Annotated in this window: 23 protein-coding genes; 14 read left to right on the top strand and 9 right to left on the bottom strand. The window is 44.5% G+C overall.

Features of this window, described 5'->3' with window-relative positions; translation table 11 throughout:
- Positions 1-39 precede the first annotated feature (39 nt).
- Genes OA79_RS01760 through OA79_RS01750 form a run of 3 tightly spaced genes read left to right on the top strand, consistent with a single transcriptional unit; the run spans position 40 to position 3,878 of the window.
- A complete protein-coding gene (locus tag OA79_RS01760; RefSeq protein WP_063331507.1) occupies positions 40-1,113 on the top strand; it encodes a Fe(3+) ABC transporter substrate-binding protein in 1,074 nt (357 codons plus the stop codon).
- 42 nt (positions 1,114-1,155) lie between these two features.
- Positions 1,156-2,802: an ABC transporter permease gene (locus OA79_RS01755; RefSeq protein ID WP_063331506.1), complete on the top strand. Its 1,647-nt coding sequence runs from the start codon at positions 1,156-1,158 to the stop codon at positions 2,800-2,802.
- 8 nt (positions 2,803-2,810) lie between these two features.
- Positions 2,811-3,878: an ABC transporter ATP-binding protein gene (locus tag OA79_RS01750; protein ID WP_063331505.1), complete on the top strand. Its 1,068-nt coding sequence runs from the start codon at positions 2,811-2,813 to the stop codon at positions 3,876-3,878.
- A gap of 12 nt (positions 3,879-3,890) precedes the next feature.
- Here OA79_RS01750 and OA79_RS01745 read toward each other — a convergent pair whose 3' ends face one another.
- On the bottom strand, positions 3,891-4,757 hold the full coding sequence (locus tag OA79_RS01745) for an HDOD domain-containing protein (RefSeq protein WP_063331504.1): 867 nt from the start codon (positions 4,755-4,757) through the stop codon (positions 3,891-3,893).
- Between the two features lie 129 nt (positions 4,758-4,886).
- On the opposite strand from OA79_RS01745, the gene OA79_RS01740 reads away from it, so the two are divergent.
- A complete protein-coding gene (locus OA79_RS01740; RefSeq protein WP_063331503.1) occupies positions 4,887-6,083 on the top strand; it encodes a class I SAM-dependent rRNA methyltransferase in 1,197 nt (398 codons plus the stop codon).
- 62 nt (positions 6,084-6,145) lie between these two features.
- On the opposite strand, the gene OA79_RS01735 is transcribed toward OA79_RS01740, so the two are convergent.
- Positions 6,146-6,802, bottom strand: coding sequence for an HAD family hydrolase (locus OA79_RS01735; RefSeq protein ID WP_063331502.1), 657 nt, complete (start codon positions 6,800-6,802; stop codon positions 6,146-6,148).
- Between the two features lie 135 nt (positions 6,803-6,937).
- Between OA79_RS01735 and OA79_RS01730 the strand changes: the two genes are divergently transcribed.
- The 4 genes from OA79_RS01730 to OA79_RS01715 are packed head-to-tail and all read left to right on the top strand — an operon-like array spanning position 6,938 to position 10,843.
- On the top strand, positions 6,938-7,423 hold the full coding sequence (locus OA79_RS01730) for an RNA pyrophosphohydrolase (RefSeq protein ID WP_063331501.1): 486 nt from the start codon (positions 6,938-6,940) through the stop codon (positions 7,421-7,423).
- Positions 7,424-7,468: 45 nt separating this feature from the next.
- Positions 7,469-9,757, top strand: a complete 2,289-nt coding sequence (gene ptsP, locus OA79_RS01725; RefSeq protein WP_063331500.1) for a phosphoenolpyruvate--protein phosphotransferase — start codon at positions 7,469-7,471, stop codon at positions 9,755-9,757.
- Positions 9,758-9,784: 27 nt separating this feature from the next.
- Positions 9,785-10,582, top strand: a complete 798-nt coding sequence (gene lgt / locus OA79_RS01720; protein ID WP_063331499.1) for a prolipoprotein diacylglyceryl transferase — start codon at positions 9,785-9,787, stop codon at positions 10,580-10,582.
- A 24-nt stretch (positions 10,583-10,606) separates the two neighbouring features.
- Positions 10,607-10,843: a DUF2164 domain-containing protein gene (locus OA79_RS01715; RefSeq protein WP_063331498.1), complete on the top strand. Its 237-nt coding sequence runs from the start codon at positions 10,607-10,609 to the stop codon at positions 10,841-10,843.
- A gap of 65 nt (positions 10,844-10,908) precedes the next feature.
- On the opposite strand, the gene OA79_RS01710 is transcribed toward OA79_RS01715, so the two are convergent.
- The gene (locus tag OA79_RS01710) at positions 10,909-11,760 is read right to left on the bottom strand and encodes a thymidylate synthase (RefSeq protein ID WP_063331497.1); all 852 of its coding nucleotides are present in this window, start codon (positions 11,758-11,760) and stop codon (positions 10,909-10,911) included.
- Between the two features lie 144 nt (positions 11,761-11,904).
- Here OA79_RS01710 and OA79_RS01705 point away from each other — a divergent pair, with 144 nt between their 5' ends.
- Together OA79_RS01705 and OA79_RS01700 are read left to right on the top strand one after the other, a co-directional pair.
- Entirely contained in the window at positions 11,905-12,414 is a 510-nt protein-coding gene (locus OA79_RS01705; protein ID WP_063331496.1) for a dihydrofolate reductase, read from the top strand.
- Between the two features lie 6 nt (positions 12,415-12,420).
- On the top strand, positions 12,421-12,843 hold the full coding sequence (locus OA79_RS01700) for a secondary thiamine-phosphate synthase enzyme YjbQ (protein WP_063331495.1): 423 nt from the start codon (positions 12,421-12,423) through the stop codon (positions 12,841-12,843).
- Positions 12,844-12,904: 61 nt separating this feature from the next.
- On the opposite strand, the gene OA79_RS01695 is transcribed toward OA79_RS01700, so the two are convergent.
- The 3 genes from OA79_RS01695 to ilvD all read right to left on the bottom strand — a co-directional run bounded on the left by OA79_RS01695 (position 12,905) and on the right by ilvD (position 16,916).
- Positions 12,905-14,128: a sensor domain-containing diguanylate cyclase gene (locus tag OA79_RS01695; protein ID WP_063331494.1), complete on the bottom strand. Its 1,224-nt coding sequence runs from the start codon at positions 14,126-14,128 to the stop codon at positions 12,905-12,907.
- A gap of 26 nt (positions 14,129-14,154) precedes the next feature.
- Positions 14,155-14,997, bottom strand: a complete 843-nt coding sequence (locus tag OA79_RS01690) for a 23S rRNA (adenine(2030)-N(6))-methyltransferase RlmJ (protein WP_063331493.1) — start codon at positions 14,995-14,997, stop codon at positions 14,155-14,157.
- A gap of 74 nt (positions 14,998-15,071) precedes the next feature.
- Positions 15,072-16,916 carry a dihydroxy-acid dehydratase gene (ilvD, locus tag OA79_RS01685; protein WP_063331492.1) on the bottom strand — a complete coding sequence of 615 codons (1,845 nt, stop codon included), beginning with the start codon at positions 16,914-16,916 and terminating at the stop codon, positions 15,072-15,074.
- A 137-nt stretch (positions 16,917-17,053) separates the two neighbouring features.
- Between ilvD and OA79_RS01680 the strand changes: the two genes are divergently transcribed.
- Positions 17,054-18,274, top strand: coding sequence for an EAL and HDOD domain-containing protein (locus OA79_RS01680; RefSeq protein WP_063331491.1), 1,221 nt, complete (start codon positions 17,054-17,056; stop codon positions 18,272-18,274).
- Positions 18,275-18,831: 557 nt separating this feature from the next.
- Here the strand turns inward: OA79_RS01680 and fdxA are convergent.
- Positions 18,832-19,155 (bottom strand): ferredoxin FdxA, encoded by a 324-nt coding sequence (gene fdxA, locus OA79_RS01675; RefSeq protein ID WP_063331490.1) that lies wholly within the window; start codon positions 19,153-19,155, stop codon positions 18,832-18,834.
- Positions 19,156-19,284: 129 nt separating this feature from the next.
- Positions 19,285-21,918 carry a DNA mismatch repair protein MutS gene (gene mutS, locus OA79_RS01670; RefSeq protein ID WP_063331489.1) on the bottom strand — a complete coding sequence of 878 codons (2,634 nt, stop codon included), beginning with the start codon at positions 21,916-21,918 and terminating at the stop codon, positions 19,285-19,287.
- Between the two features lie 78 nt (positions 21,919-21,996).
- On the opposite strand from mutS, the gene OA79_RS01665 reads away from it, so the two are divergent.
- The 3 genes from OA79_RS01665 (at position 21,997) to OA79_RS01655 (ending at position 25,381) form a co-directional block, all read left to right on the top strand.
- A complete protein-coding gene (locus OA79_RS01665) occupies positions 21,997-22,494 on the top strand; it encodes a CinA family protein (RefSeq protein WP_063331488.1) in 498 nt (165 codons plus the stop codon).
- Positions 22,495-22,594: 100 nt separating this feature from the next.
- Positions 22,595-23,650 carry a recombinase RecA gene (recA, locus tag OA79_RS01660; RefSeq protein ID WP_197465344.1) on the top strand — a complete coding sequence of 352 codons (1,056 nt, stop codon included), beginning with the start codon at positions 22,595-22,597 and terminating at the stop codon, positions 23,648-23,650.
- 159 nt (positions 23,651-23,809) lie between these two features.
- Positions 23,810-25,381, top strand: a complete 1,572-nt coding sequence (locus tag OA79_RS01655; RefSeq protein WP_063331487.1) for a coiled-coil domain-containing protein — start codon at positions 23,810-23,812, stop codon at positions 25,379-25,381.
- Positions 25,382-25,434: 53 nt separating this feature from the next.
- Here OA79_RS01655 and OA79_RS01650 read toward each other — a convergent pair whose 3' ends face one another.
- Positions 25,435-25,884 carry a regulatory protein RecX gene (locus tag OA79_RS01650; RefSeq protein WP_063331486.1) on the bottom strand — a complete coding sequence of 150 codons (450 nt, stop codon included), beginning with the start codon at positions 25,882-25,884 and terminating at the stop codon, positions 25,435-25,437.
- Positions 25,885-25,976: the final 92 nt, after the last annotated feature.

Raw genomic sequence — 25,976 nt, 5'->3', positions numbered from 1 at the left:
AGATACGAGAAAATGTTTTCAAGTTTTGGAAGGTGAATAATGGCAGTAATTTCTCAGCGCTCTCTGAAGCGCAATAAGCTCGGTTCTTATATCAAAAATGCAGGTTTAGCTCTGCTTTCATGTTCAATTTTAATGCCTTTAAGCGCTCAAGCAGAAGGTGAAGTAAATATCTATTCGGCTCGCAAAGAGTCATTAATAGCCCCCATTCTAGAGACGTTCTCTGATCAGAATGATGTGGTTGTTAATTTGATCACAGGCTCGGCAGATGCTTTGTTAAGTCGGTTAAGAGCTGAGGGGGATGCTAGTCCCGCGGATGTTTTTATTACCGTTGATGCTGGTCGATTGCACCGTGCTAAAGCCGCTGGTGTATTGCAGCCATTACAAAGTGAGGTTCTCGAGACCAATATTCCAAGTCATTTGAGAGACAACGATAACTATTGGTTTGGTTTATCTCAACGTGCTCGTGTCATCTTCTACAATCCTGAAACGGTCGATCCTAGTGAGTTATCTCGTTACGAAGACTTGGTGGATGATCAATGGCAAGGTCGCGTTTGCGTGCGTTCTTCTGCCAATATTTATAACCAATCACTCGTTGCCTCGATGATTGAGGCCGATGGTGCTGAACAGACTCAGGCATGGATTAAGGGGCTGATGGCAAATCTTGCCCGTCCTCCGTTTGGTGGTGATGTGGATCTATTAAAAGCGGTTGCTGCGGGTGTGTGTGATGTGACCTTGGCAAACACTTACTACTATGGTCGATTAGGGCAAAGTGATTTGGCGAGCGATCGTGACGTTTATGCCAAAGTAAAACCTTTTTGGCCGAATCAAGGCGAAGGTGAGCGTGGTGCTCATGTTAACGTGAGTGGTGCTGGTCTTACGTCAGCCGCGACAAATGTGGAAAATGCGAAACGTTTACTTGAGTTTCTCACCAGTCAAACGGCACAAGAATGGTACGCTCATGTGAATAACGAATATCCGGTTGTTAAGGGTGTTGGTGCACCTGAAATGTTGGCACCTTATGGTACTTTTCATGCTGATAGTCTGTCGCTAAGTAAATTGGGTGAGAATAACCGTCAAGCGGTTGAGCTCATGGACATCGGCGGCTGGAAGTAACGGCTCATTTGAACAGAACGAATTACAGGTTGTAACGAGTCATTGAACGGGTTCAAAACATCTAATTTCTCTCCTCTATTCGGCGCGGCGGTATTTATCGCTGCGCTGTTGTCTTTGCCTATCTTGGTGGTTCTGGTCAATGTGGTGATCGGAGATGGTCAGGTTTGGCAGCACTTGTATCAAACCGTATTGGTGGAATACGTCCATAATTCTTTGCTGCTTATGGTTGGAGTGGGAATTGGTGTGCTTTGTGTTGGTGTGCCTGCTGCTTGGTTAACCAGTATGTGCAATTTCCCTGGACGTCAGTTTTTAGCTTGGGCCTTATTGTTACCGATGGCTTTTCCTGCTTACATCATTGCCTATACCTACACTGGTATATTGGATTTTGCGGGGCCAGTTCAAACCTTTATTCGAGAACTAACCGGTTGGCGTTATGGGGACTATTGGTTTTTTGAAATACGTTCCCTAGGGGGCGCCATGACCATGTTGATTTTGGTGTTGTACCCTTATGTCTACTTAATGACTCGTGCGGCGTTTTTAGAGCAATCTGCTAATACCTTAGAGGTGGCGCGGACTTTAGGTTATTCGAACCCTCAAGCCTTTCGGAAACTGGCTTTGCCTCTGGCGCGTCCTGCGATTGTAACTGGATTAACCTTAGCCTTAATGGAAACGCTCGCTGATTATGGGACGGTACAGTATTTCAGTGTGAATACGTTCACCACTGGCATCCTAAGAACTTTTTATGGTTTTGGTGATGTCGCCGCTGCCTCTCAATTAGCGGGTGTCCTGTTGCTGTTTGTGACGGTGTTGATCGTGTTAGAAAGGTATTCAAGGCATCGTATCCGATATCATAATTCGGGCATTAAAAAAGCCAGCAGTCGACGCATTCAGTTGGGCCGATGGCAAGGCGTCTGTGCTTTGCTGTTTTGCCTTTTGCCAATTATGCTGGGGTTTTTGGTCCCTGCCATAGTATTAGCGTATTGGGCGATGTTTAAGGCTGAATTTGTCGCTGATCGTTTCCTTCAATTGGCCTGGAACTCCTTTTACCTTGCGGCATTAGCCGCGTTAATCTTAGTGAGTTTTGCTTTGGTATTAAGTTACGCTGGACGCTTGTATAAGCATAAAGTTGTGAGTGCGTCTGTTGGTTTGTCTGGTTTAGGTTATGCTCTGCCAGGAACCATTATTGCTATTGGTACCTTAGTGCCACTGGCCTGGTTAGATCATCAAATCATTAATTTGGTGCAGCAGTATACGGGACAAAAAATCGGCTTATTGCTATCTGGAACTTTATTTGCCTTGCTGTTCGCTTATACGGTGCGTTTTATGGCGGTGTCATTGGGGGCCGTTCAGAATGGTTTAGGAAAAATAAAACCCAGTATGGACATGTCAGCACGAACCTTGGGCATGAACTCATGGAAAGTATTAACCCGAATTCATTTGCCGCTGCTGAAAGGGTCTATTTTAACGGCCATTTTAATCGTTTTTGTCGATGTACTCAAAGAGCTTCCAGCGACCTTGGTATTGCGTCCGTTTAACTTTAATACTTTGGCAGTGCGAGCGTTTGAATTGGCTTCAGATGAGCGTTTGGTTGACGCAGCACCTGCGTCTTTAATGATCGTATTGGTCAGTCTTGTGCCTGTTATTTTATTAAGTCGTTCCATTTCATCTGATGTTGCATCGTCTAAGTAGGTCTATATATGACTCAGGAATCTTCTTCAAATATGGCTTCTGATCTCACGCTTTCGAATGTGACCGTTGGCTATGATGGTCAACCAATAGTCGCCCCCACGAGTTTTCACTTAGCGGCGGGTGAAATTGGTTGTCTGCTAGGACCAAGTGGTTGTGGTAAATCAACCTTGTTACGGGCCATCGCTGGCTTTGAACCATTGATGTCGGGTCAGATTGACGTGGCAGGACAGGTTATCTCAACCGCTGAAACCAGTTTGCCACCCGAGCGTCGCCAAATCGGTATGGTATTCCAAGACATTGCTTTGTTTCCACACCTCACGGTGGGGGAAAATATTGCCTTTGGTTTAACCTCTTGGAACAAGCAACAAGCGCAGGCTAGAGTCGATGAACTCCTAGCGCTGGTGGGGCTGGCGGGCTTTCAATCTCGTTACCCTCATTCTCTTTCTGGTGGTCAGCAGCAGCGAGTGGCATTAGCCCGGGCGATGGCGCCAAAGCCAACGTTATTACTGATGGATGAGCCTTTCTCTGGGTTGGACGCTAAGCTGAGGGAAGAATTAGTCCCTGACATTCGTAGCATTCTGTTGCATGAGGAGATGAGTGCGATTTTGGTGACGCATGATCAAATGGAAGCGTTTGCTATGGCAGATCAAGTGTCTGTCATGTTCGATGGTGAGATTCATCAAACAGGCACCTGCTATGAAATTTACCACAAGCCTGCAACCCGCTTTGTTGCCAGCTTTATTGGTCATGGGGACTTCTTGCCTGCGACGGTATGTGGACCAAATTGTGTTCATTCAGACTTGGGTAGAATCCAAGGAAATTTGAATCATGGTTTTGCTGATCAGGCCGAAGTGGATTTGCTGGTCAGGCCGGATGACATCTTGCATGATGATGATAGTGAGTTTGTGGGAACCATTGTGAGTAAGTGGTTTCGAGGCTCACATTTCCTTTATCGTGTGAGTTTGGCTTCTGGTAAAGTGGTCTATTGTTTTGCGTCTTCACACCATAATCATTCGATTGGCCAGAGTATTGGTTTGACCATTCATCTTGATCATCTGGTAATGTTCAATCGCTGATATCATTGAACATCAGTTTAAACCAAGGCCTTGTTCGTGACAGATTTCGATCAAGCCATCGAAGTCATACTCAGTGAGTTCGAAGTGATCTAAAGCATAATGTTTGATACAGTTCCATTCATGGTCTTCGTCAGCACCGCCCAGGTGCTGATAAGCGGAAGCGATGTGCTCCGCCATTTTTAAAATCGCCGCGAAAGACAAATGCAGACGACTCCCAGGTAGACGATTACGGAATAAGTGATCGACTCTATGATGTTCTGCAATCACTGCACAACAGCTTTTCGGCAAGCCCCAAGACTTTGCCAGATAATAACCGATGACAGAATGATTGGTCTTAAAGGCTCTGTTTTCGACATCCGTTAAAGCGAATTCGGCCGTTTGGTAAGCTTCCTCAATGATACTTTGATAATTTTCAAAGCGACTCATCATCAATGGCATCCCGGCATTATGGAAAAGTCCTAACGCGTAGCATTCATCTTGATATTTAAAGTTGAGCTGGTTGGCCAGGCTAGCACTGATGGCGGCTACGTCAGTGGCGGTATCCCAAAAGCTGTGCAAGGCTTGTATGGCGTCATCGGTTAATTCACTTTTTACGGCAAGGCCATTAACCAAGTTAGTGACACAGTCGGTGCCGAGCAACGTGACGGCTTGTTGAATCGATGCAATTTTTTGCTCGATGTTAAAGGCGTTAGAGTTCACCAATTTTAGAACGGCGGCGGAGAGGCTCACGTCTTGCGCAATGATTTCCGCAATGCGTTCCATATCTGGATCTGGCATCGCCTGTTCCATGTGAAGATCGACCATTACCTGAGGTTGTGGCGGAATGCTAATACCTCGAAGTATGCGTCCTAGCTGGTTTTCATTAACAGATGATGTCATACGAACTTCTTTACAACGGTGCTATATGAGGTAAAGCAAACGATAGGCGTCTATTCCATAGCAATTGCGCCTAGAGTCACTATAATAGCGGTTTTTAAATAATCGTTTTAAACAACGTAGGTGAGCATTTTGAGCGTAATTCGACTAAAAGGTCAAGTAGACAGACGTATTAGAGCTGGGCATCAATGGATTTATAGTAACGAAGTAAATACATCGCAGACGCCATTAAAGCAATTTTCGCCTGGTGATCAAGTGGTTGTTGAATCGGCTCAAGGTAAGCCATTAGGCGTTGCTACGATTAATCCTAACACACTGATTTGCGGTCGTTTAATTAGCCGTAGCACTGATACGGTACTGAATAAATCCACGCTAGTTCATCGTCTTAAAATTGCTTTGTCGTTGCGTGAAATGACCTATCCTGCGCCTTATTACCGTTTGGTATTTGGGGACTCTGATGGCCTGTCTGGTTTGGTGGTGGATCGTTTCGCTGATATTTTAGTGGTGCAAATTTCGACGGCAGGTATGGAACGTGTTAAGTCGGAGATCATCGAAGCGTTACAAGATGTGGTCAAGCCGACGGCAATTTTAGTGAAGAATGATGGCAAGATGCGCCAGATCGAAGGTCTTGACTCTTATGTCGAAGAAGCCTTTGGGACGGTGCCAGAAGTGGTCTTCTTGCAAGAAAATGAGGTGTTGTTCCAAGCGCCGGTTTGGGATGGTCAAAAAACGGGTTGGTTTTATGATCACAGAGAAAATCGTAAGACTATGCAAGGTTTCTGTGCCGGAAAGCGTGTATTAGATGTCTTTTCCTATGTCGGCGGTTGGGGGGTGCAAGCGGCTTCTGCTGGCGCCACTGATGTGACTTTCATCGATGCGTCTGACAGTGCTTTAAGTCATGTGGATGCGAACCTCAAGTTGAACCAATATGAAGGCGATGCCAATTTAATGCACGGTGATGCGTTTGAGGCTATGCAATCTCTGATTGAAGACAAAGAGCGTTTTGATGTGGTAATAATGGACCCACCGGCTTTCATTGCTCGCCGCAAAGACATTAAAGCTGGTGAAGGGGCGTACCATAGAGCCAATCAGTTGGCGATGCGTTTGGTGGCAAAAGGTGGAGTGTTGGTGACGGGCTCTTGTTCAATGCACTTGGAAACCAATCGTCTGCATGACATTGTGCGCAGCAACAGTCGTCAATTAGAGCGTTTTTCGCAGTTGATTTACCGTGGTACCCAAGCGCCAGATCACCCAGTTCACCCAGCCATTGCGGAAACCGAGTATTTAAAAGCCTTGTTTTATCGCATTCACAATAATATGGGACTGTAAATTCGCATAAAAAAGCGCCTCAAAGGCGCTTTTTTATTGGTGTTTATTTACTTCTAAGCGGCTTAGTCGCGCAAAGAAATGTGTGGCCAACCACGCTCTTTGGCAATCTTGCTGAGGGTTTCATCAGCATCGACCGCCACAGGGTGAGTCACTAACTCTAACAGTGGTAAGTCATTTCGCGAGTCACTGTAAAAATAGCTGCCTTCCATACTGTGACCTGTCTCTGCTAGCCACGCATTAAGGCGAGTGACTTTACCGGCTTGAAAGCTAGGTACACCAACGACTTTGCCAGTGTGGCGACCTTCTATAACTTCGGGCACAGGGGCGATGATGTGATCCATCCCCAAGGCCTCGGAAATTGGACCTGTAACAAACTGATTGGTTGCGGTAATCAGTAGTAAGAAATGTCCTTGTTCTTTATGTTGTTTCAGCAATTCAGCGGCTTTCTGTTGCATCATTGGCTGTACTTTCTCAACCATGAAGTCATGGTGCAACTGCGCTAACTCTTGTGCTGAGAAATCCTTTAAAGGTGCCAAACTGAAGGCGAGATACTCATGTATGTCCAGTGTGCCAGCTTGATATTGTTTGAAAAATTTGTCATTAGCGGCCTGGTAGACTTGTGTATCCACTAAGCCTTTTTCAACTAAAAATTGTCCCCAAGAATAATCACTGTCACCACTGAGTAGGGTGCCATCTAGATCAAAGATTGCGAGTGTCACGGTTGGTCCTTAATTGGTATGAAGTGCGGAAATTATAGCCTTAGAGACAATAAATAACATTAGTCTTAATTGTGCGAATGGGCGAATTATGGAACAATGAATCTAATTTATTCTTATATTAGAAGGTGATAGCTCGTGATTGATGCAGACGGATATAGACCGAATGTGGGCATCATACTGATGAACGAGCGTGGCCAACTTCTTTGGGCGAGACGTGTAGGACAAAATGCGTGGCAGTTCCCCCAAGGCGGTATCAAATCTGATGAAACTCCTGAAGAAGCTTTGTATCGAGAACTGAAAGAAGAAGTAGGTCTCAATCCAGATCAGGTTGAAATTATCGGAAAAACAAGGGGTTGGTTACGTTATCGTCTCCCGAAGCGCATGTTAAGACACAATAGTAAACCTTTGTGTATTGGGCAAAAACAGAAATGGTTTTTGCTCTCTATTCGATGCCCTGACGCGTCGGTATGTGTGGATGGAACAGATTGCCCTGAGTTTGATGGCTGGCGCTGGGTAAGTTATTGGTACCCGCTTGGACAAGTAGTCGCATTTAAGAAAGATGTGTACAGGCGAGCTCTAAAAGAGTTGAGCCAGAGTGCGCATCGACGATTAGATAAGTGATGAAGTGTATCATTTTGAGGAGGTAATCAGCGCAATGGGAGAGCTATGCTAGGTTTATTAAGACGTATCACTCAAGAGGTGACGGCTGCACAGTCTTTGTCTGCCGCGTTGGATATTATTGTCCGTCGTGTTCGCCGTGCTATGCGTGCTGAAGTATGTTCGATTTATCTAGTAGACAGCAACACTTCGGAATATGTCTTGATGGCAACCCGAGGTCTAAATGCTGATATGGCGGGTAGCGTAAGTTTAAAGTCAGATGAAGGCCTAGTCAGTTTAGTCGGTCGTCGTGCAGAGCCTGTTAACTTAGAAGACGCCCATATTCACCCTTCGTTTCATTACCTTCAAGGTACAGGAGAAGAGCGTTATCGTTCTTTTCTGGGTGTGCCGATCATTCATCATCGACAGGTGCTGGGAGTGCTGGTGGTTCAGCATGAAGAAAAGCGTCGTTTTGATGAGGGGGAGGAAGCTTTCCTAATCACGTTATCAGCGCAATTAGCCGGTGTTATTGCTCATGCCGAAGCGACGGGTGCTATAACCAATCTGAATGCAAACGCAACACCGCGTGGCGCAGACTTTCGATATAAAGGCGTTCCTGGTAGCTCGGGCGTTGCGATTGGGCGCGGTGTGGTGGTGTTCCCTCCTGCGGATCTGGATGTGATTCCAGATCGTGAAACCACCAATCCAGAACAAGAAATTGATGACTTTTACCAAGCTCTGGACGCCGTTAGGCGTGATATCAGAGAGGCCAGTAATCGCATTAGCCAGCATTTATCGGCGGATGAAAAAGCGTTATTCGATGTTTATCTAAAAATCTTAGATGACAACTCGATTGCCGGAGAAGTCGTTAAAAAGATCAAAGAAGGTCAGTGGGCTCAAGGTGCATTGCGCCAAGTGATTAAAGCTCACATTCGTCAATTTGATCGTATGGACGATCCATACCTACGTGAACGAGCGTCGGATCTACGAGATTTGGGGCGTCGTATTCTGTCCCATTTGCAAGAAAAAGCCCCTAATATTGTTGAGCGTTTCAGCGAGCCGGCCATTATTATTGGTGAAGAGTTGACCGCTTCCATGTTAGGGGAAATCCCCATTGATAAGATCAAAGGGTTGGTCTCTGTGATGGGATCAGGGAACTCTCATGTGGCGATCTTAGCTCGTGCCATGGGCATACCGACGGTCATGGGAGCGTTAGATCTTCCCTATGCTCAATTGGATAAAGCCGATTTGATCGTTGATGGTTACCAAGGTCAGGTCTTTACTTACCCTTCTGAAGCGTTAATTGATAATTATCAGCAAATTGTTGATGAAGAACGTTTGCTGGAAGAAGAGTATGAAAGCCTTAAAGACTTACCTTGTGAGACGTTAGACGGTCAACGTTTGTCCTTGTTTGTGAATACTGGTTTGTCAGCAGATGTGGCACGTTCATTAGATCGTGGCGCCGAAGGCATCGGTTTGTATCGAACCGAAGTGCCTTTTATGGTGCGAGATCGTTTTCCGACTGAAGCAGAGCAAGTGGTCATTTACCGTCAGCAACTTGAAGGTTTTGCGCCTGCACCGGTTACAGTGCGAACTTTGGATATTGGTGGTGATAAAGCGCTGCCTTATTTTCCTATTACCGAGGCGAACCCTTTCTTAGGTTGGCGCGGTATTCGGGTTACGCTCGATCATTTAGAAATTTTTATGGCACAAATTCGAGCCATGATCAAAGCCAGTGCAGAGCTGCATAACTTAAAAATTATGTTGCCGATGATTTCTAATGTGGCCGAAGTGGAAGAAGCATTGGCGCTAATTCGTCGTGCTTATGCGGAAGTCAAAGAAGAAGGTTATGACGTTAAGATGCCGAAAGTCGGTGTCATGATTGAGATTCCTGCTGCTGTTTATCAGGCCAAAACCTTGGCGAAAATGGTGGATTTCCTATCGGTTGGTAGTAATGATTTAACTCAGTATTTATTAGCCGTTGATCGCAACAATCCCCGGGTTGCCGATTTGTATAACTCTTTTCACCCATCGGTACTGCATGCCTTAGCCAGTATTGTCGATCAGGTGAAGGACGAAGGCGTTGGCTTAAGTGTTTGTGGCGAGATGGCCGGCGATCCAATGGGGGCCATTTTGCTCATGGCGATGGGGTATGACGTGTTATCCATGAGCTCTACCAGTTTGCCCAAGGTGAAAGCCGTTATTCGTAATATTTCCCTGTCACAATCACAAGATATGTTAAACGAAGTGATGAGCTTGTCACACGCTGAAACCGTGGTGCAAACCATGACTCGCTTGATGCGAGAAGCGAATATTGAACGTTTAATCCGACCATCCAAGACCACTCGAGTGGGCTAGTTTTTACCAGAGGTTTGGTACTTTTCTATGATTTCCTATCCTAATATTGATCCTATCGCCATTTCGGTTGGGCCAATCGCTGTGCATTGGTACGGCATTATGTACCTGATTGGTTTTGCTGGTGCCTATGCATTTGGTGTATATCGCGCCAAACGTTCCAATGGTTTGTGGACCAAAGATATGGTCAGTGACGCGATATTTTATGGCGCACTTGGTGTGATTCTAGGTGGCCGTATTGGTTATATCCTGTTCTACCAATTCCCCGCCTTTGTGGATAACCCGCTGATTATGGTACGCATTTGGGAAGGTGGAATGTCTTTTCATGGTGGCTTGTTGGGTGTGATTGTGGCCATGTATGTATTTGCTCGCAAATACCAGAAGCATTTGGTGGATGTGACAGATTTTTTGGCGCCTTTTGTGCCAATTGGTTTAGGGGCTGGGCGTATTGGTAATTTCATCGGTGGTGAACTTTGGGGTAAACCAACTGATGTGTCATGGGCAATGATTTTTCCGAATGATCCGTTGCAATTGGCTCGCCACCCTTCTCAGTTGTACCAATTTGCTTTAGAGGGCGTGGCGTTGTTTGCCATTCTTTGGTTCTTCTCACAACGTGCTAAGCCTCGTTACTGTGTGTCTGGCATGTTTTTACTCTGCTATGGTGTATTTAGAATTTTGGTTGAGTTTGTCCGTGAGCCGGATGCTCAGATTGGTTATCTTGCTTGGGGTTGGTTGACGCAAGGTCAATTATTGTCTTTGCCTATGGTTGTGTTGGGTGCTGTGCTTTTGGTAATGGGTTTCAAACGCAACCTTTATCCTCAAAAATAAACAATCAGAGACAAGGAAAGGGCGATGGAATTTACTCAACAAGAGGCGGACATCATTGTTAGTAAAATCAAAAAATATTTTACGGATGAGTTGGATTCAGATATAGGTGGTTTTGAAGCAGAGTTTTTACTGGCGTTTTTTGCCAAAGAAATAGGCCCTTATTTTTATAACAAAGGGTTGGCGGATGCCAGTCAACTTCTGCTCGAAAAAACCGAAGAAATAAGCTATCTAATCCAAGAATTAGAGCAACCTGTAAACTGAAAAAAAGAAAAACGGCGAGTAAATTACTCGCCGTTTTTCGTTGGATCGATTGTGTATACGCTCAGTTACACTGAGAATGGGTAAGCAATAGGTTCGTGGAATTGATAGCCTTCTACTTCAAAGTCATCCATGGTAACCCAGGTCTCTATGTCTTTTAGAGATTTGATGTCTGGGTTGATTTTTAATCTTGGTAATGGGTAAGGTTCACGCTTTAGTTGAACATCACGCATTAATTCTAGCTGATCTTCATAGATGTGAGCGTTTACTATTTTATGGAATGCTTGGCCCGCTTTTTTGCCTGTAATTTGTGCAACGATGGCCAGTAATACATAAACCTGAACCATATTGAAATTCAATCCAAGGGGAACATCGCAGCTGCGTTGAGTGCTGTTTAGGTAAAGCGTATCGCCAAGTAATGAAAAGTGATGGCTGTACATACAAGGACGAAGACAAGCCATGTGAAATGCACCAGGGTGATAAAAGGTGAGGATTTCACCACGGTTATCCACACCACGACTTAGATCGTCAATGATTTGTTTTAATAGATCAATATGGCCACCATCTGGCTTGGGAAAGTTGCGACCAATGGCGCCGTAACAAAGTCCCATGTCATCTTCACCTTTACGGTGGGGATTGTTTAACCAAACCTGATTTTCGTTGGCATTGGCATCCCATGTTTTTGTACCCAGCGTGCGAAAGTCTGCCGCATTATCATAGCCACGTAAGTAACCAATGATTTCTGCAATGGCCGATTTCCAGTAACTTTTGCGTGTGGTTACAAGCGGAAATTCGCCTTTGCTAACATCATAGGTAAGATCGGCATTAATGACAGTTAAGCAGCGTTTGCCGGTTCGTTCATTGTTGACCCACTCACCTTCGTTGACGATGCGCTGGCACAGATCTAAATATTGCTTCATACCATGTACTCTCGTTAGTCTATGGCGGTGACTGGCAAGGTTGAGGAACAATGCATTCTACGTCGCCATAGGTATAATGTTTGGCAAAGATTATATCAGGCTTGGATTGGACTATTCGAGTATAGATTGAGAAGGTACCCATATATGTTGTCACTTATTGTTGCTATGTCTACGAACCGAACCATAGGTATTAATAATTCGCTACCTTGGCATCTGCCAAATGACCTTAAATACTTTAAGCAAGCAACCATGGGCAAACCAATTGTGATGGGGCGTAAGACTTTTGAGTCAATTGGTAAGCCATTGCCGGGCCGTCGTAATATTGTAATTACTCGAGACGTGAATTATCAGGCAGATGGCATTGATGTGGTGTCCTCATTAGATCAGGCGATCACCTTAGGTGAAGATATTTGTCTGGTGAATGGGCAAGAAGAGGTCATGGTCATTGGCGGTGCGCAGATTTATGAATTGGCATTACCAAGAGTCGATCGATTATACATTACTCATGTAGACGCTGACGTTGAGGGGGATGCTTTTTTCCCTGAAGTGGATTGGCCATCTTTTACTTTACTGGCCGAAGAAAGTTTTGCCGCAGAAGGTCATAATCCTTATGACTACCGTTTTTCTGTGTATCAAAGAACCAGTGCAGAGTAATGGGTCATGTGGCAACAAGTTGAGTTTACATTACCTCCCTATCCACGGGGTTTTCATCTGATTACCCAAGAAGTGGAAGACGCTTTATGTGAGTTGACGGCGGTGAAGGTGGGGTTGCTACATCTTCAACTTCTGCATACTTCAGCGTCTTTGACGATCAATGAGAATGCAGATCCTTCGGTACGTCGAGACATGGAGCGACATTTTTCACATATGGTGCCTGAAAATCAGCCCTATTATGAGCATGTATACGAAGGCAGCGATGATATGCCAGCGCATATAAAAGCCAGCATGCTAGGGTCTTCTTTGACTATTCCTGTCACTAATCAGCAATTGCGTTTAGGGACTTGGCAAGGGATTTACCTTGGTGAACATCGGGACTATGGGGGGGCTCGTCGATTGCTATTGACTCTTCAGGGTGACTCTTAGTCCGTGTGAGCGAAGATAAAACGTCACCAATCGGCGACGTTTTTTCGGTACTATTTGAGGTTTAATTGACGATAATTTGCGCGCATTTTTTCTGCCCTTCTTCTACCGCCTGATTGGCACTTAAGGCCAGCTCTTCGATGCTTTCACCGTCTTCAGGAAAAGCAGCAATGCCAATACAGAAATCCGCAGGGTCTGAATTGCCTTCAGACAATATTGCACTTTCATCTTCTTTCGGATTGATTAGATTGGTTAATAAGTTATTGGCATCTTTAACACTGGTGTTTGGTAGGAGTAGCAATAATTTATCCGCTTCTACTCGCGCCAGTACGTCCGCTTCACGAATTTTTTTATAAATGTACCGTGCTGACGTTTGGATGGCGATGTTGCGAGATTCCATCGGTAAATGGCTCAACCTGTCATTTGCATCTAAATGAATTTTTGCCATGGTTAATGGCGTATATTGACGTTTGGCTAATCCGAGCTGCTTTTTGAAGTGAGTTAATGCAGAGCTGCGGGTCAATAATCCGGTTAATTCATCAAAGGTGGCTTGGTTTCGTAAGTGATCTTCTAAGGCTTTTTGATGGCTAATATCCACGACAAAGCCGATGACTTTCTTGATCTTACTGTCAGGTGTTTTGGTGTAAGTACGGCCTCGTTCTTTGACCCAAAGGTATTCTTGGTCACCATTTAAAATTCGGTATTCGGCTTCATAGTAATCTTGATTTAAAGCCACGTGCTCATTGACCACCGCGGCTAGCTGTTTGACATCATCCGGATGAACCAGTTTGTGCCAGTCAGCCGTAGACCGTGGGGTGTCTTCCACGCTGCATTTTAACAGGTTAGCGATGGATTTTGAGCATGATACAAGGTCGGATTCGGTTTCCCAGATCCACAAACCAGCAGAAGATTCTGTTAGTGCAAATTTTAACAAAGTATTCTCAGCTGCGGATAAATCCATATGATCCGTATGGTAGACACAAGCTAATACGGATTGTCCTAAGTGTTGTAATTCAAGCTGAATGTTGATGAGTTTGTTGCCAACATGAATTAATGTTTCACAACGCTCAATACTACCTTGTTGTATCTTATGATTCAGATTTTGCCAGTCTTCAACTGAATTGGCTTCTTCACTTAACTTTAACCAAGAGTCAGGCGGTGTCGCATTCCAATTTTCAAACAATACTTCGAAGTTGCGATTATAAGAAATTAAGTGCCCAGTGTCGCTTTCGATGATAAAAGCCGGTGTCGGCATGTGTTTGAAAGCTTGTTCAAAAGCGTTGCTCATTGACGCTCTCCTTATGAAAAATCAGTTTATTCAGGCGAAATCCATGTGATTTGGTAGTTCGCCTCTTGATCTTCTGCCAGTGTTTTGCTCAAAAATGGCATAAACTCCCTAGCATCTTGTTCGAGTGTCCAAGGTGGATTCACAATGATCATACCGCTTCCTGCCATGCCTCGCTCTTTTTCTGTATCGCGAACATTGAGCTCTAATAGCAAGATATTGCGGATATTCGTTACTTTCACTGACTTTAGTAACTGGTCAGCTTGTTGGCGACCTAGTACAGGATACCAGATTGCAAATGTGCCTTGAGGAAAACGTTTATAGCCTTCTTCCAAGGACTTCACAACAAATTGGTAGTCTTTTTTTACCTCATAAGGCGGGTCCATCAAGACAAACCCTCGCTTCTGTGGTGGTGGCAGCATGGCTTTTACCGCCGCGAAGCCATTTTCTTTTACCACATTGGCTTTTCGTTTCTGAGGAAATAAGGCCGCTAATAAAGGATAGTCGTTTGGGTGCAGTTCACATAAGTGAAGTTTGTCTTTTTGTCGAGTGTAATAATCCACGACTTTTGGACTGCCAGGATAATATTCTAATTGATCCGTTGGATTCATCTCTCGGACAATCTCCAGTAACCCTTCTACGGCTTCCGGTACTTTTGATTCAGACAATAATCGGCTGATGCCTGAGTGATACTCTTTGTTCTTCTGTGCTTGTTCTGAATTGAGTTCGTATTGACCAATGCCCGCGTGGGTGTCCAAGTAAAAGAAAGGCGTGTCTTTCTTAATGAAATGGCGACAAATCTGGCTCATCGTAATGTGCTTCAAAATGTCAGCATGATTGCCCGCATGGTATATATGGCGATAACTCAGCATGTTGTTTCCTAATTGATTAAAAAAGGCCGCCGCCGTTACATTGGCAAAGCGGCCTTAGAAGAGTCGATAGACAGTTAGTCGAGTTTACTCAGATCTCGAATCGCACCTTTGTCTGCGCTGGTTGCAAAGTGTGCATAGATTTTTAGAGCCGGTGATACTTTGCGAGGACGCTCTTGTACAGGCTTCCAGGCTTCAGCACCTTTGGCTTCCATAGCAGCACGACGTGTCGCCAGTTCTTCATCGCTAAGAAGTACGTTGATAGTACGGTTTGGAATGTCGATGCGAATAATGTCACCATTTTCCACTAGACCAATAGCACCGCCTGCTGCGGCTTCTGGCGAAACGTGACCGATCGATAAACCAGATGTACCGCCAGAGAAACGACCGTCCGTTAGTAGGGCGCAAGCTTTACCCAAGCCTTTCGACTTGATGTAAGACGTCGGGTAAAGCATTTCCTGCATACCTGGACCGCCTTTTGGTCCTTCATAACGAACTATTACGACTTCGCCTGATTTAACCTTGTCATCAAGAATGTTTTTAACGGCTTCGTCTTGCGATTCGGTAATGTGTGCTGGTCCTTCAAAGACCAAACATGACTCATCGACACCGGCACTCTTAACCACACAACCGTCTAGAGCGATATTGCCATACAATACGGCGAGGCCACCTTCTAGTGAAAAGGCATTTTCAAGTGAGCGAATACAGCCATTCTCGCGGTCGCCATCCAGTGTTGGCCAGCGAGTGGATTGACTAAACGCGGTTTGAGTTGGAATGCCAGCTGGACCGGCTTTGAAAAACTCAACAATTTCTGGGGTTGGCGAACGCATAATATCCCAAGATTGAAGTGCTTTCTCCATCGTCTCAGCATGCACTGTGTGACATTGGTTATGCAGCAAACCCGCGCGATCGATTTCGCCTAACAGACCGAAAATACCGCCTGCTCTGTGAACGTCTTCAATGTGGTATTGAGGTGAATTCGGAGCAACTTTACAAAGTTGAGGAACGCGACGTGATAAATGGTCGATGTCTTCCATGGTGAAGTCTACGCCTGCTTCACGAGCAATCGCCAACAAGTGCAAAATGGTGTTGGTGGAGCCACCCATAGCGATGTCCAGAGTCATGGCGTTTTCAAATGCTTCGAAACTGGCAATGGCGCGAGGAGCCCAATGCAATTCATCCTTCTCGTAATAGCGTTTGGTAATCTCGACAATGCGACGACCCGCTTCAACAAACAGACGATGACGATCTGAGTGAGTTGCCAACGTGGTGCCGTTACCCGGTAAACTCAAGCCCAAAGCTTCGGTCAAGCAGTTCATAGAGTTAGCCGTAAACATGCCAGAGCAAGAGCCACAGGTAGGACAAGCAGAGCGCTCGTATTCCGCAACCTTTTCATCTGAAGCAGAAGAATCCGCAGCAATGACCATGGCGTCAACCAAGTCTAACTTATGTTCTGATAGTTTGGTTTTGCCCGCTTCCATAGGGCCACCGGAGACGAAAATAACGGGAATGTTCAGGCGCATAGCGGCCATTAACATTCCTGGGGTGATTTTGTCACAGTTAGAAATACAGACGAGCGCGTCGGCACAATGCGCATTGACCATGTATTCCACTGAGTCTGCAATCAGGTCTCGTGATGGCAGACTGTATAGCATGCCGTCATGGCCCATTGCGATACCATCATCTACCGCAATGGTGTTAAATTCTTTGGCGACACCACCGGCTTCTTCAATTTCTCGGCAGACCAGTTGTCCTAGGTCTTTTAGATGTACGTGACCGGGTACAAATTGCGTAAAAGAGTTAGCAACGGCAATGATAGGTTTTTGAAAGTCGTCGTCTTTCATACCGGTTGCACGCCAAAGGGCGCGAGCCCCAGCCATATTGCGGCCAGAGGTGGTTGTTTTGGAGCGGTAGACTGGCATTATTTTCCCCACAGGATTTTTTTCTTTATATAGCCGACCATCTTACCAAGATTATTGTCTTCACCCAATGGCAATTTTGCGACAATATTGAGACACTGTGAGTTTACACCAGCTAAATTGAAACTGATGGATTAAGTATGGCAGAGCAGGAAACCTATGTTTATTCTGACGTTGCTGTAGCACGACAGCCGATTGTAGACGAGCATTTGGCCGTCATGGGCTACGAGCTATTGTATCGTAAGAGTGCACTTGCCCATCATGCGGATGTGGTGGATGAGGTGGGGGCGACTGCTCAAGTGATTTCGGCCAGTTTATTTGAATTGGGTATGGAAAACTTAGTCGGCAGCAACAAAGCGTTTGTGAATTTCCCTCGCTCCTACTTATTAAGCGCAAATGGCATACCGACCAGTCGTGAAAACCTTGTGGTTGAAGTACTTGAAACCGCTGGCTTCGATGCTAATTTATTGGCCGCGTTAAGACGTTGGAAAAGCGCTGGTTGCTTACTGGCACTGGATGACTTTGTGTTTGAAACTAAGTTAACGCCTTTTGTTGAACTGGTGGATTACGTCAAACTGGATATTTTATCTTTGGGGCATGATGGTTTTCACCAGCAAGTTGATGCACTAAGAGGCTTTGATGTTAAGTTGATTGCGGAAAAGGTGGAGACTTGGGAAGATTATCAATTCTGCCGCTTGTTAGGCGTCGAGTACTTTCAAGGTTACTTCTTCGAAAAACCTGAATTGATGACGACTAAATCATCTCGTGTGAACAGCATGACCTTATTAAGGTTAATGTCGTCGCTCTTAGATACCAGTAATCTAAATGTGGATGATATTGAGCAAATTGTTAGTCAAGACGCAGGGTTAGTTCATAAGTTGCTACGCTATTTGAATTCCCCCATGACTGGATTAATGGTGTCAGTTGACTCTGTTCGTTTGGCGGTTATGTTAATTGGTGTGGAAAAACTAAAGGCACTGACTAATCTGCTTTTGATGTCAGAAATGGTTGGCGAACAACACGCTTTGCTTGAGCAGATTATTATTCGAGCCAAGCACGCTGAGTTAATGGCGATATACCGTTCTTATGACAATCAAGATAAATACTTTTTAGCTGGCATGTTATCCATGATGGATGTGTGCACAGGCATGCCTTTAGAAGAGGTTTTAGGGGAACTGCCGTTACCTAATGAGTTTATCAATGCCATTGTCCATCGCGCTGGACGTGTTGGAGAAACCTTGGATTTGGTAGATCGATATTCTAACCAGCGTAGCATTGACAGTGATCAGGATCTTAGTGACCTGAAAGGAACTTATTTAGCGGCTTTGAAATGGTCTGATGAATTTCTAACTCAAATTTAACCTCCCTTTTTCTTTTTATTCCTTATTTATGTAGGGGGAGTCCTACAAGTCTGTAGGTCTTTTCTCTTTATACTGTATTGTAATGTAATGTTTCTTGCCGGAAATAGTCTAAGTTATTGAATTTAAATTATAAAATATTGATTTTCTCGAAATGTAAAAAATTGTAATTAGTCAAATAAGTGGTAAATTAGTCTTATCCAAACAGAGTTCAAGGATGATCAGCACATTGAGGAGCAAAATGCCACTGATGGCGTTTAGGACAGAACTAGGATGTTCAGAACAAAGGATGGTTCTAATGGATATTGTGGTTCAGGATCGCACCATGTGTTAAGGATTGTTTGGGTTTCATGATGAAACAGACAGTGATGTTTTACTCATCGGAAGAGTGGCTTAAACGGAATTAAGCATAAAAAGGGCAGCTTAGGCTGTCTTTTTTACGAGAAGGATGTCAAACAGGATGTTACATATGGCCAGCAAGGATTAGGCCAGACAGGGTGTCAATAATAGGATATTAAAAAAGCGACCGTGGTCGCTTTTTTTCGTTCTAAATTGTATTTCTAGCGCTCAAGGTGTTCTAGTTTATCTTCTACGCCATCCCATTCCGCTGCGTCGCTTAACGCATCTTTTTTCTCTGTGATGTTTGGCCAAATCATGGCAAGGTCTTTGTTCAGTTCAACAAACACTTCTTGCTCTTCTGGTAATTCATCTTCTGAGAAAATAGCATTGGCAGGGCATTCTGGTTCACAAAGCGCACAATCAATGCATTCGTCTGGATTAATGGCCAGAAAATTTGGCCCTTCATAGAAGCAATCTACTGGGCAGACTTCCACACAGTCGGTGTATTTACAGCGAATGCAGTTATCAGTAACGATGAAAGCCATTCGACTTCTCCTCACAAGCTTTACAAAAAATATTGCCGCCTATTTTAGTGGCATAGGCAGTTTGGCGGCAAGTCAGAATACCAAATAGACTAAATTTATCTGGTATTAGCTTATACCGCGTTTCAATGCTCATAGCGTTGATTTTAGTTTATATAACTGATTCATGGCTTCGATTGGCGTCATGTTGTCTAAATCCAATGACGCAATGCTGTCTTTCAAACTATTCTGTTCGGCCTGTACAAATAAATCGGCTTGTAGTGGGGAGTGATTAGGCATAGCAGTTTGCGGTACTGAGCTGGCTAGGTTGTTTGCTACAGAGTTTTGTGTCGTATCGCCTAATTCAATGTCAGTGACGGTTTCCAGCTCTTTGAGTTTGTATTTAGCTTGTTGAATAACATTTTTCGGCACGCCCGCTAGCTGAGCCACTTGCAGCCCATATGATTGACTTGCTGGACCGCTATGAACTTTATGAAGGAAGACAATTTCATCTTCATACTCTGTGGCAGTGAGGTGAACGTTTTCGGCATTCTCTAACTGCTCAGCAAGGCCGGTTAATTCAAAATAGTGGGTTGCAAACAAGACGTAGCATTTTAATTTTTGTGCTAAATGTTCCACCGCCGCCCAAGCTAATGACAAGCCATCAAAAGTACTTGTGCCACGTCCGACTTCATCCATTAGGACCAAACTGTTTTGTGTGGCATTGTTCAAAATATTGGCGGTTTCCGTCATTTCCACCATAAAGGTAGAGCGGCCACCGGCTAAATCATCTGATGATCCCATGCGCGTAAAAATACGATCGACGATCGCAATAGAAGCGGCTTCTGCTGGTACGAAGCAACCGGTATGTGCCAATAACGTGATCAAGGCAATCTGACGCATATAAGTGGATTTACCCCCCATGTTGGGGCCGGTGATCATTAATAAGGAGCGTTGATCGTTTAAGGTTAAATCGTTGGGTACGAAGGGCTCTGAAATGACCGATTCGACCACAGGGTGGCGTCCAGCAGTGATATCAATGCCGCGTCCTGTGTGGAGTTCTGGCTGTGTTAAATTGAGTTGATCAGCGCGTTCTGCAAAGTTATTTAGAACGTCAAGTTGCGCGAGCGCTTGGCTGGTGGTTTGTAGCTCTCCTAAATGTTGGTTCAATAGGTCCAATAAGGTTTCGTAAAGCTCTTTTTCACGAGCAAGTGCTTTGGACTTAGCACTCAAGGCTTTATCTTCAAAGGCTTTTAACTCTGGTGTGATAAAGCGCTCGGCATTTTTAAGTGTCTGGCGACGAATGTATTCCACCGGAGCCTGTTCCGAGTGTAAACGGCTAATTTCTATGTAGTAGCCGTGTACTCGGTTGAAACCAACTTTGAGTGAGCTGATGCCGGTACGTTCTTTCTCGCTGCGTTCCATTTCGGCCAAGAAATCCGTTGCGTTGCTGGATAGAGACAGTAATTCGTCTAATTCTGGATCGTAGCCAGTCGCAAAAATACCACCGTCTCTTACAACGGATGGAGGGTTTTCAACCAAGGCTTTGGTCAAGGTCTCAGTGATCTCCGGTTGCGCCACAATGCGATGATTTAATTGGCTCAGTCGAGCTGAATTTACCTTTTCTAAGTCTTGGTTGATCAGTGGGATCATCTCTAGTGCGAATCTTAAGCGCAACAGATCTCTCGGGCGTGCCGATCGAAGGGCAACGCGAGACAAGATACGTTCTAAGTCACCGACCTTTTTTAAAGCACTGTTTAAGGGTTGGTAATAAAATTGACTTTTTAATTCTGCCACGGCACTTTGACGAGACTGTATTTCACTCAAATCTCTTACTGGTGTATGAAGCCAACGTTTTAACTGTCGGCTTCCCATTGGAGTGGCACATTGATCTAATACTTGGCTAAGTGTATTGCTGGTGCCGCCGGTTAAATTGATGTCGATTTCGAGATTGCGTCGTGTGGCGGCATCAATCAGCACAGAATCGTCTTTATGCTCGACCATAATGGATTGTATGTGCGGTAAAGCCGAGCGTTGTGTGTCTTTTGCGTATTGTAAGAGTGCACCAGCTGATGCAATGGCAGCGGTTAAGGCTTCACAACCAAAGCCGGAAAGGTCTTTTGTATTGAACTGTTGTATGAGTTGACGATAGCTGGATTCGTAATCAAAGTGCCATGGGCCGAGTTCCGCAATGCCTTTCTCAAGTTGCAGTGTTTTTCGAGCTGGAAAGTCTTCTGAGATGAGAATTTCTCTTGGGGACAGTCGCTGTAACTCATTTGCCAAAGCTTCATGTCCATCGACTTCAAAAAGACAAAAACGACCACTGGCCATGTCGAGATAAGAAAAGCCAAAAATGTCTAAACCTTTACGAGATTGATGGGCAATCGACAGTAGAAGGTTTTCACGCTTTTCCTCTAGGAAGGCTTCGTCACTGATGGTGCCGGGTGTAACAATGCGAGCGATTTGTCGTTCAACCGGTCCTTTGCTGGTGGCTGGGTCACCAGTTTGTTCGGCGACCACGACTGACTCCCCCATCCGCACTAAGCGAGCAATGTAGTTTTCGGCGGCATGAAAGGGGATGCCGGCCATTGGGATTGGTTGCCCACCAGAGTGGCCTCGAGCCGTTAAGGTGATATCCAATAATTGAGCGGCGCGTTTGGCATCGTCATAAAAGAGTTCATAGAAATCCCCCATGCGATAAAATAACAGCTGATTTGGATGTTGTGACTTAAGGCCAAAGTATTGGCGCATCATGGGAGTATGATTATCGGCTGATGTTTTGCTCATTTAAACTGCTCAATTGTGATCCAAAAAATTGGGGGTTATTCTACGGGATATTTGTCGAGGTTTTAAGAGATAAGCATAATGAATCATGAGCAAGAAATGCTAAAAAGCGCTCAGCAAGTGGCGGACTTGTTAGTACAACAGGAACGAATGTTGGTCACAGCTGAATCTTGTACCGGTGGGTTGATTGGTGCGACTTGCACGGAATTGTCTGGAAGTTCTGCTTGGTTCTTTGGTGGGCTTATTAGTTATGCAAATGACGCAAAAGTAAAGGGGTTGTCTGTTGCCGAAGCTACGTTAGCAGAGCACGGGGCGGTATCCGAGGCAACGGTAAAGGAAATGTGTGGTGGCGCATTGCAGTTGGGTGGTGATGTGGCCGTTGCTGTCAGCGGAGTGGCTGGCCCTGGTGGTGGCTCGCCAGAAAAACCTGTAGGTTGCGTCTACATTGGTTGGCAACTGTTGGGAAAGGAGGCTGAGGTCGTCCGCTTTCAATTTTCGGGAGACCGGAAACAAATTCGACAATTAGTGGTTTTGGAGGCGTTACAAGGAGTGAAAAATCGTATTTTAGCAGAAAGATAGTTTTACTGGTTTTTTATACAGTATTTTCTTGAGCTTCGGAAAAAAAAACGATAGAGTTAGCAACATTAAAATTGAAGATTAAGTCATTAAGGATCCCGTTATGTCATCTATTGCTGATAACAAGAAAAAAGCGCTAGACGCTGCGCTGTCACAAATTGAGCGTCAATTTGGTAAGGGTGCCATCATGAAAATGGGTGAAGGCACTAAGATGGACATAGAGACAGTATCAACAGGATCCTTGGGCTTGGATATTGCTTTGGGTGCTGGTGGTCTTCCTTTTGGTCGAATTTGTGAAATTTATGGTCCAGAGTCTTCTGGTAAAACCACATTGACACTCAGTGTGATTGCCGAAGCGCAAAAACAAGGTAAGATATGTGCTTTTATTGATGCTGAGCATGCCTTGGATCCGTCTTATGCTGAAAAACTGGGTGTTAACTTAGAAGACTTGTTGATTTCTCAGCCTGATACTGGTGAGCAAGCTCTTGAAATTGTTGACATGTTGGTTCGTTCAAATAGTGTGGATGTGGTGATTGTGGATTCGGTGGCGGCGTTGGTGCCAAAATCTGAAATCGAAGGTGAAATGGGCAGTTCATCTGTTGGTGTTCAAGCTCGTCTATTGTCTCAAGCCATGCGTAAATTGACGGGTTCTATTAAGAACGCTAACTGTCTGGTGGTCTTCATTAACCAAATTCGTATGAAGATTGGTGTCATGTTCGGTTCGCCAGAAACCACGACAGGTGGTAACGCACTGAAATTCTATTCTTCGGTACGTTTGGATATTCGTCGTATTGGTTCTGTTAAGCAGGGCGATGAGGTCATTGGTAATGAAACCCGTGTGAAGGTCGTGAAAAATAAAATTGCACCGCCATTCAAACAAACCGAATTCCAGATTATGTATGGTGCCGGTATTTACCGTATGGGCGAGGTGATTGATCTTGGTGTGAAGCAAGGTTTGGTTGATAAATCTGGTGCTTGGTATGCTTACGGCGGCAATAAAATCGGTCAAGGTAAAGCGAATGCGGCACAATATTTATCCGACAATCCTGAGATTGCGGTTGAAATCGAAGCTAAGATTCGTGAGGCATTGCTGCCAAAACGTACTAAAGCAGAAGATGCGGCCAGTGAAAAAGAAGAAGCTGAACAGCTCGATTTCTAATGTGAAGTTTGAGTATGGTTAAGAAAAGCAGGCCTAGTGCCTGCTTTTTTGTTTTTTGCGGTAGATGAGTTAAGAAATGTAGGTTTTATGGTGTCATGAGTCAGAAACTTCTATGATAAGTAATAGGGGTTATTCACTGATAAATAGGAAGATTGTGCTATGTTGGTTTGGCAGTGGGGATTAATTGCAACCAGTGTGATGTTAGTCGTGGCTTTTGTTGTGCTCGTGGTTCGCTACTTATCATTAAGAAAGCAATTGAATGCGGACCAAGGTGATGAGGATGGATCTCAAAATGAAAGCCATAACACGCCTTCAATTGATGCCGCTCCGCCTTCAGAAAAAGAGCAATGGTTGGCGTTACTGAATCAGCAAAAATTAATTTGTGGTCAGCTATTAGGCAAACTGGCGAAAGAGGACTTTCAAGGGCGAGCTTCTTTATCTTGCTGGTCGATTTTTTTAGATGTGGAAATTAAAATTATTGAAGAAGGGCTAGACGACATAGATGTCACAGCCTTGTTAGGCGCGTTCAAAAATATCCTCGACAAAATAGATAAGGCGCAAGAGATTGATGCTTTATTGAAATCCCTCAAAGTGAATCAAACTGTGTTGCGTGAGCTGAATAAAGTTATTCAGCGAACGGGTGATAAAATTTTTAATCAAGTCAATATTACCGCTGATCTGAATGCTCAACTGGATAAACTACAAGCACAACTCGCAAAAGAAGCCGAGTTGGATGAATCGCTGGGTTTATTGCGATCTGAAATCGCCAGTATGTTTGAGTTGGCGGAGCGTCTAAAGCATCACTTAGAAGAAGTGAAAAAAAGCGGTGTGGCGCCTGAATACATAGAAGCGCTCGAGGACTTTTTAGGTGGTGTTGACGAATCGGACTTTTTGAATGCTGTCGGTTCTGAAATGGATGACAAAGTGGCTGATCTTAAGCAGCTTGCTGCCAATCAGAAAGCCATTATTGAAGAATTGAAAGCGCAAATGCGACAGCTCAAAGGTGATGGGGATCAACATCATATTGGTGAATATGATATTGCTATGGCTAGACTTGAGAAATCGCTGTTGGAAAGCAGTCGAGTGATTAAGCGTTTAGAGTCAAAGCTTGAGAATCTGCATAATATTAAACATAACTTGAATATCGATCTTGTTAAACGCGACGAAGCATTGGCACAGAAGACGGCTCAGTTAACGGGCAGTGAACCGAACGGCGCAGATATTTACAGTGTCATCGATGAAGAGTTAAGTACCATGAGAAATATGGAAGACTTGCTTTCACAAGGTGACTTAACGGAAGCATCTGATGCGTTCGCAACGGAACAAGCTTCTAAAATCAAAGAGTTGCGTCAAATGGTAAATGATTCGGAGCTTTATGTTGAGGCTTTGGAGCGGGACTTAGAGAAGGCACGAGTGCTTCGAGAAAACCTTGAGTATAAATTGAGTCACCCTGAGTCACTGGCCAATCCAGCGTTTCAAGACAGTGATATTTTATTGGAAAAAGAGCTAGAAGAGCTTGAGAACCTTCGAGAAATAAACGATGAGCTTGAAGCTGAGCGAAAGCGCTTAATTACTGAGTTGTATGATGGACAGGCGCAGACGGAAGAGTTTTCAAAGTTACGCGATAAAGTAGATGAGCTAGATAAAAAAATTGATTCGGTTCAGCAAAGCTATGTTGAGATGGAGGAGAAATACCTCAATGCTATTATGGCCGGTGAAGATGGTTTCTAACCCCTTAGGTTTGTGTTTGATGGTCTGCTCTGATGTGTCAATAGGTCAGTTTTCTAATCGGGTTGTGAGACGGCATATTGGATTTGATCATAATCAAAGCCTTTGTATTGTAAGTGGCGCATCTGTTTTGATTTTTCTTTAAAGTCTTGGGCAGGTTGTTCGCCAAATTTTCTGACCTTTGCGTCTTTGGCCAATTCGTACCAATCGCATTCGGCTTCTTCTATGGCGTTTTTAATAATGTCACTAGAGAGTCCTTTTTGTATTAATTCTTGTCTAATTCGAGTCGGACCAAGTGATCGGTTGGCTTTGCTTCTTACATAAATTTCAGCAAATCGTTCGTCATTCAAGTAGTTCAATTCTTTTAGTTGCTGAATGGTGTTGTCAATGTCCTCTTCTGAATGCCCCTTTTGTTTTAGTTTAACCGCGACCTCGGCGCAGGCGTGCTCTCTCTGATTTAGTAAGAGTAACGCGTGGTCATAAGTGGTTAGCTGTGGTGTGTTCATAGTTTTATCTTCTGTGTTTTTTGCATTGTGCCATTGTCATTAACTAAATTCATTAATATAAATGGTTTAAATGTCTTTAAAATTCAATTTTA

The sequence above is a fragment of the Marinomonas sp. TW1 genome (assembly GCF_001625355.1).
In the GTDB taxonomy this organism is placed as follows: Bacteria; Pseudomonadota; Gammaproteobacteria; order Pseudomonadales; family Marinomonadaceae; genus Marinomonas.
The sequence above is the reverse complement of the archived record's forward strand: the minus strand, read 5'-3'. Positions and strand labels throughout refer to the sequence as shown.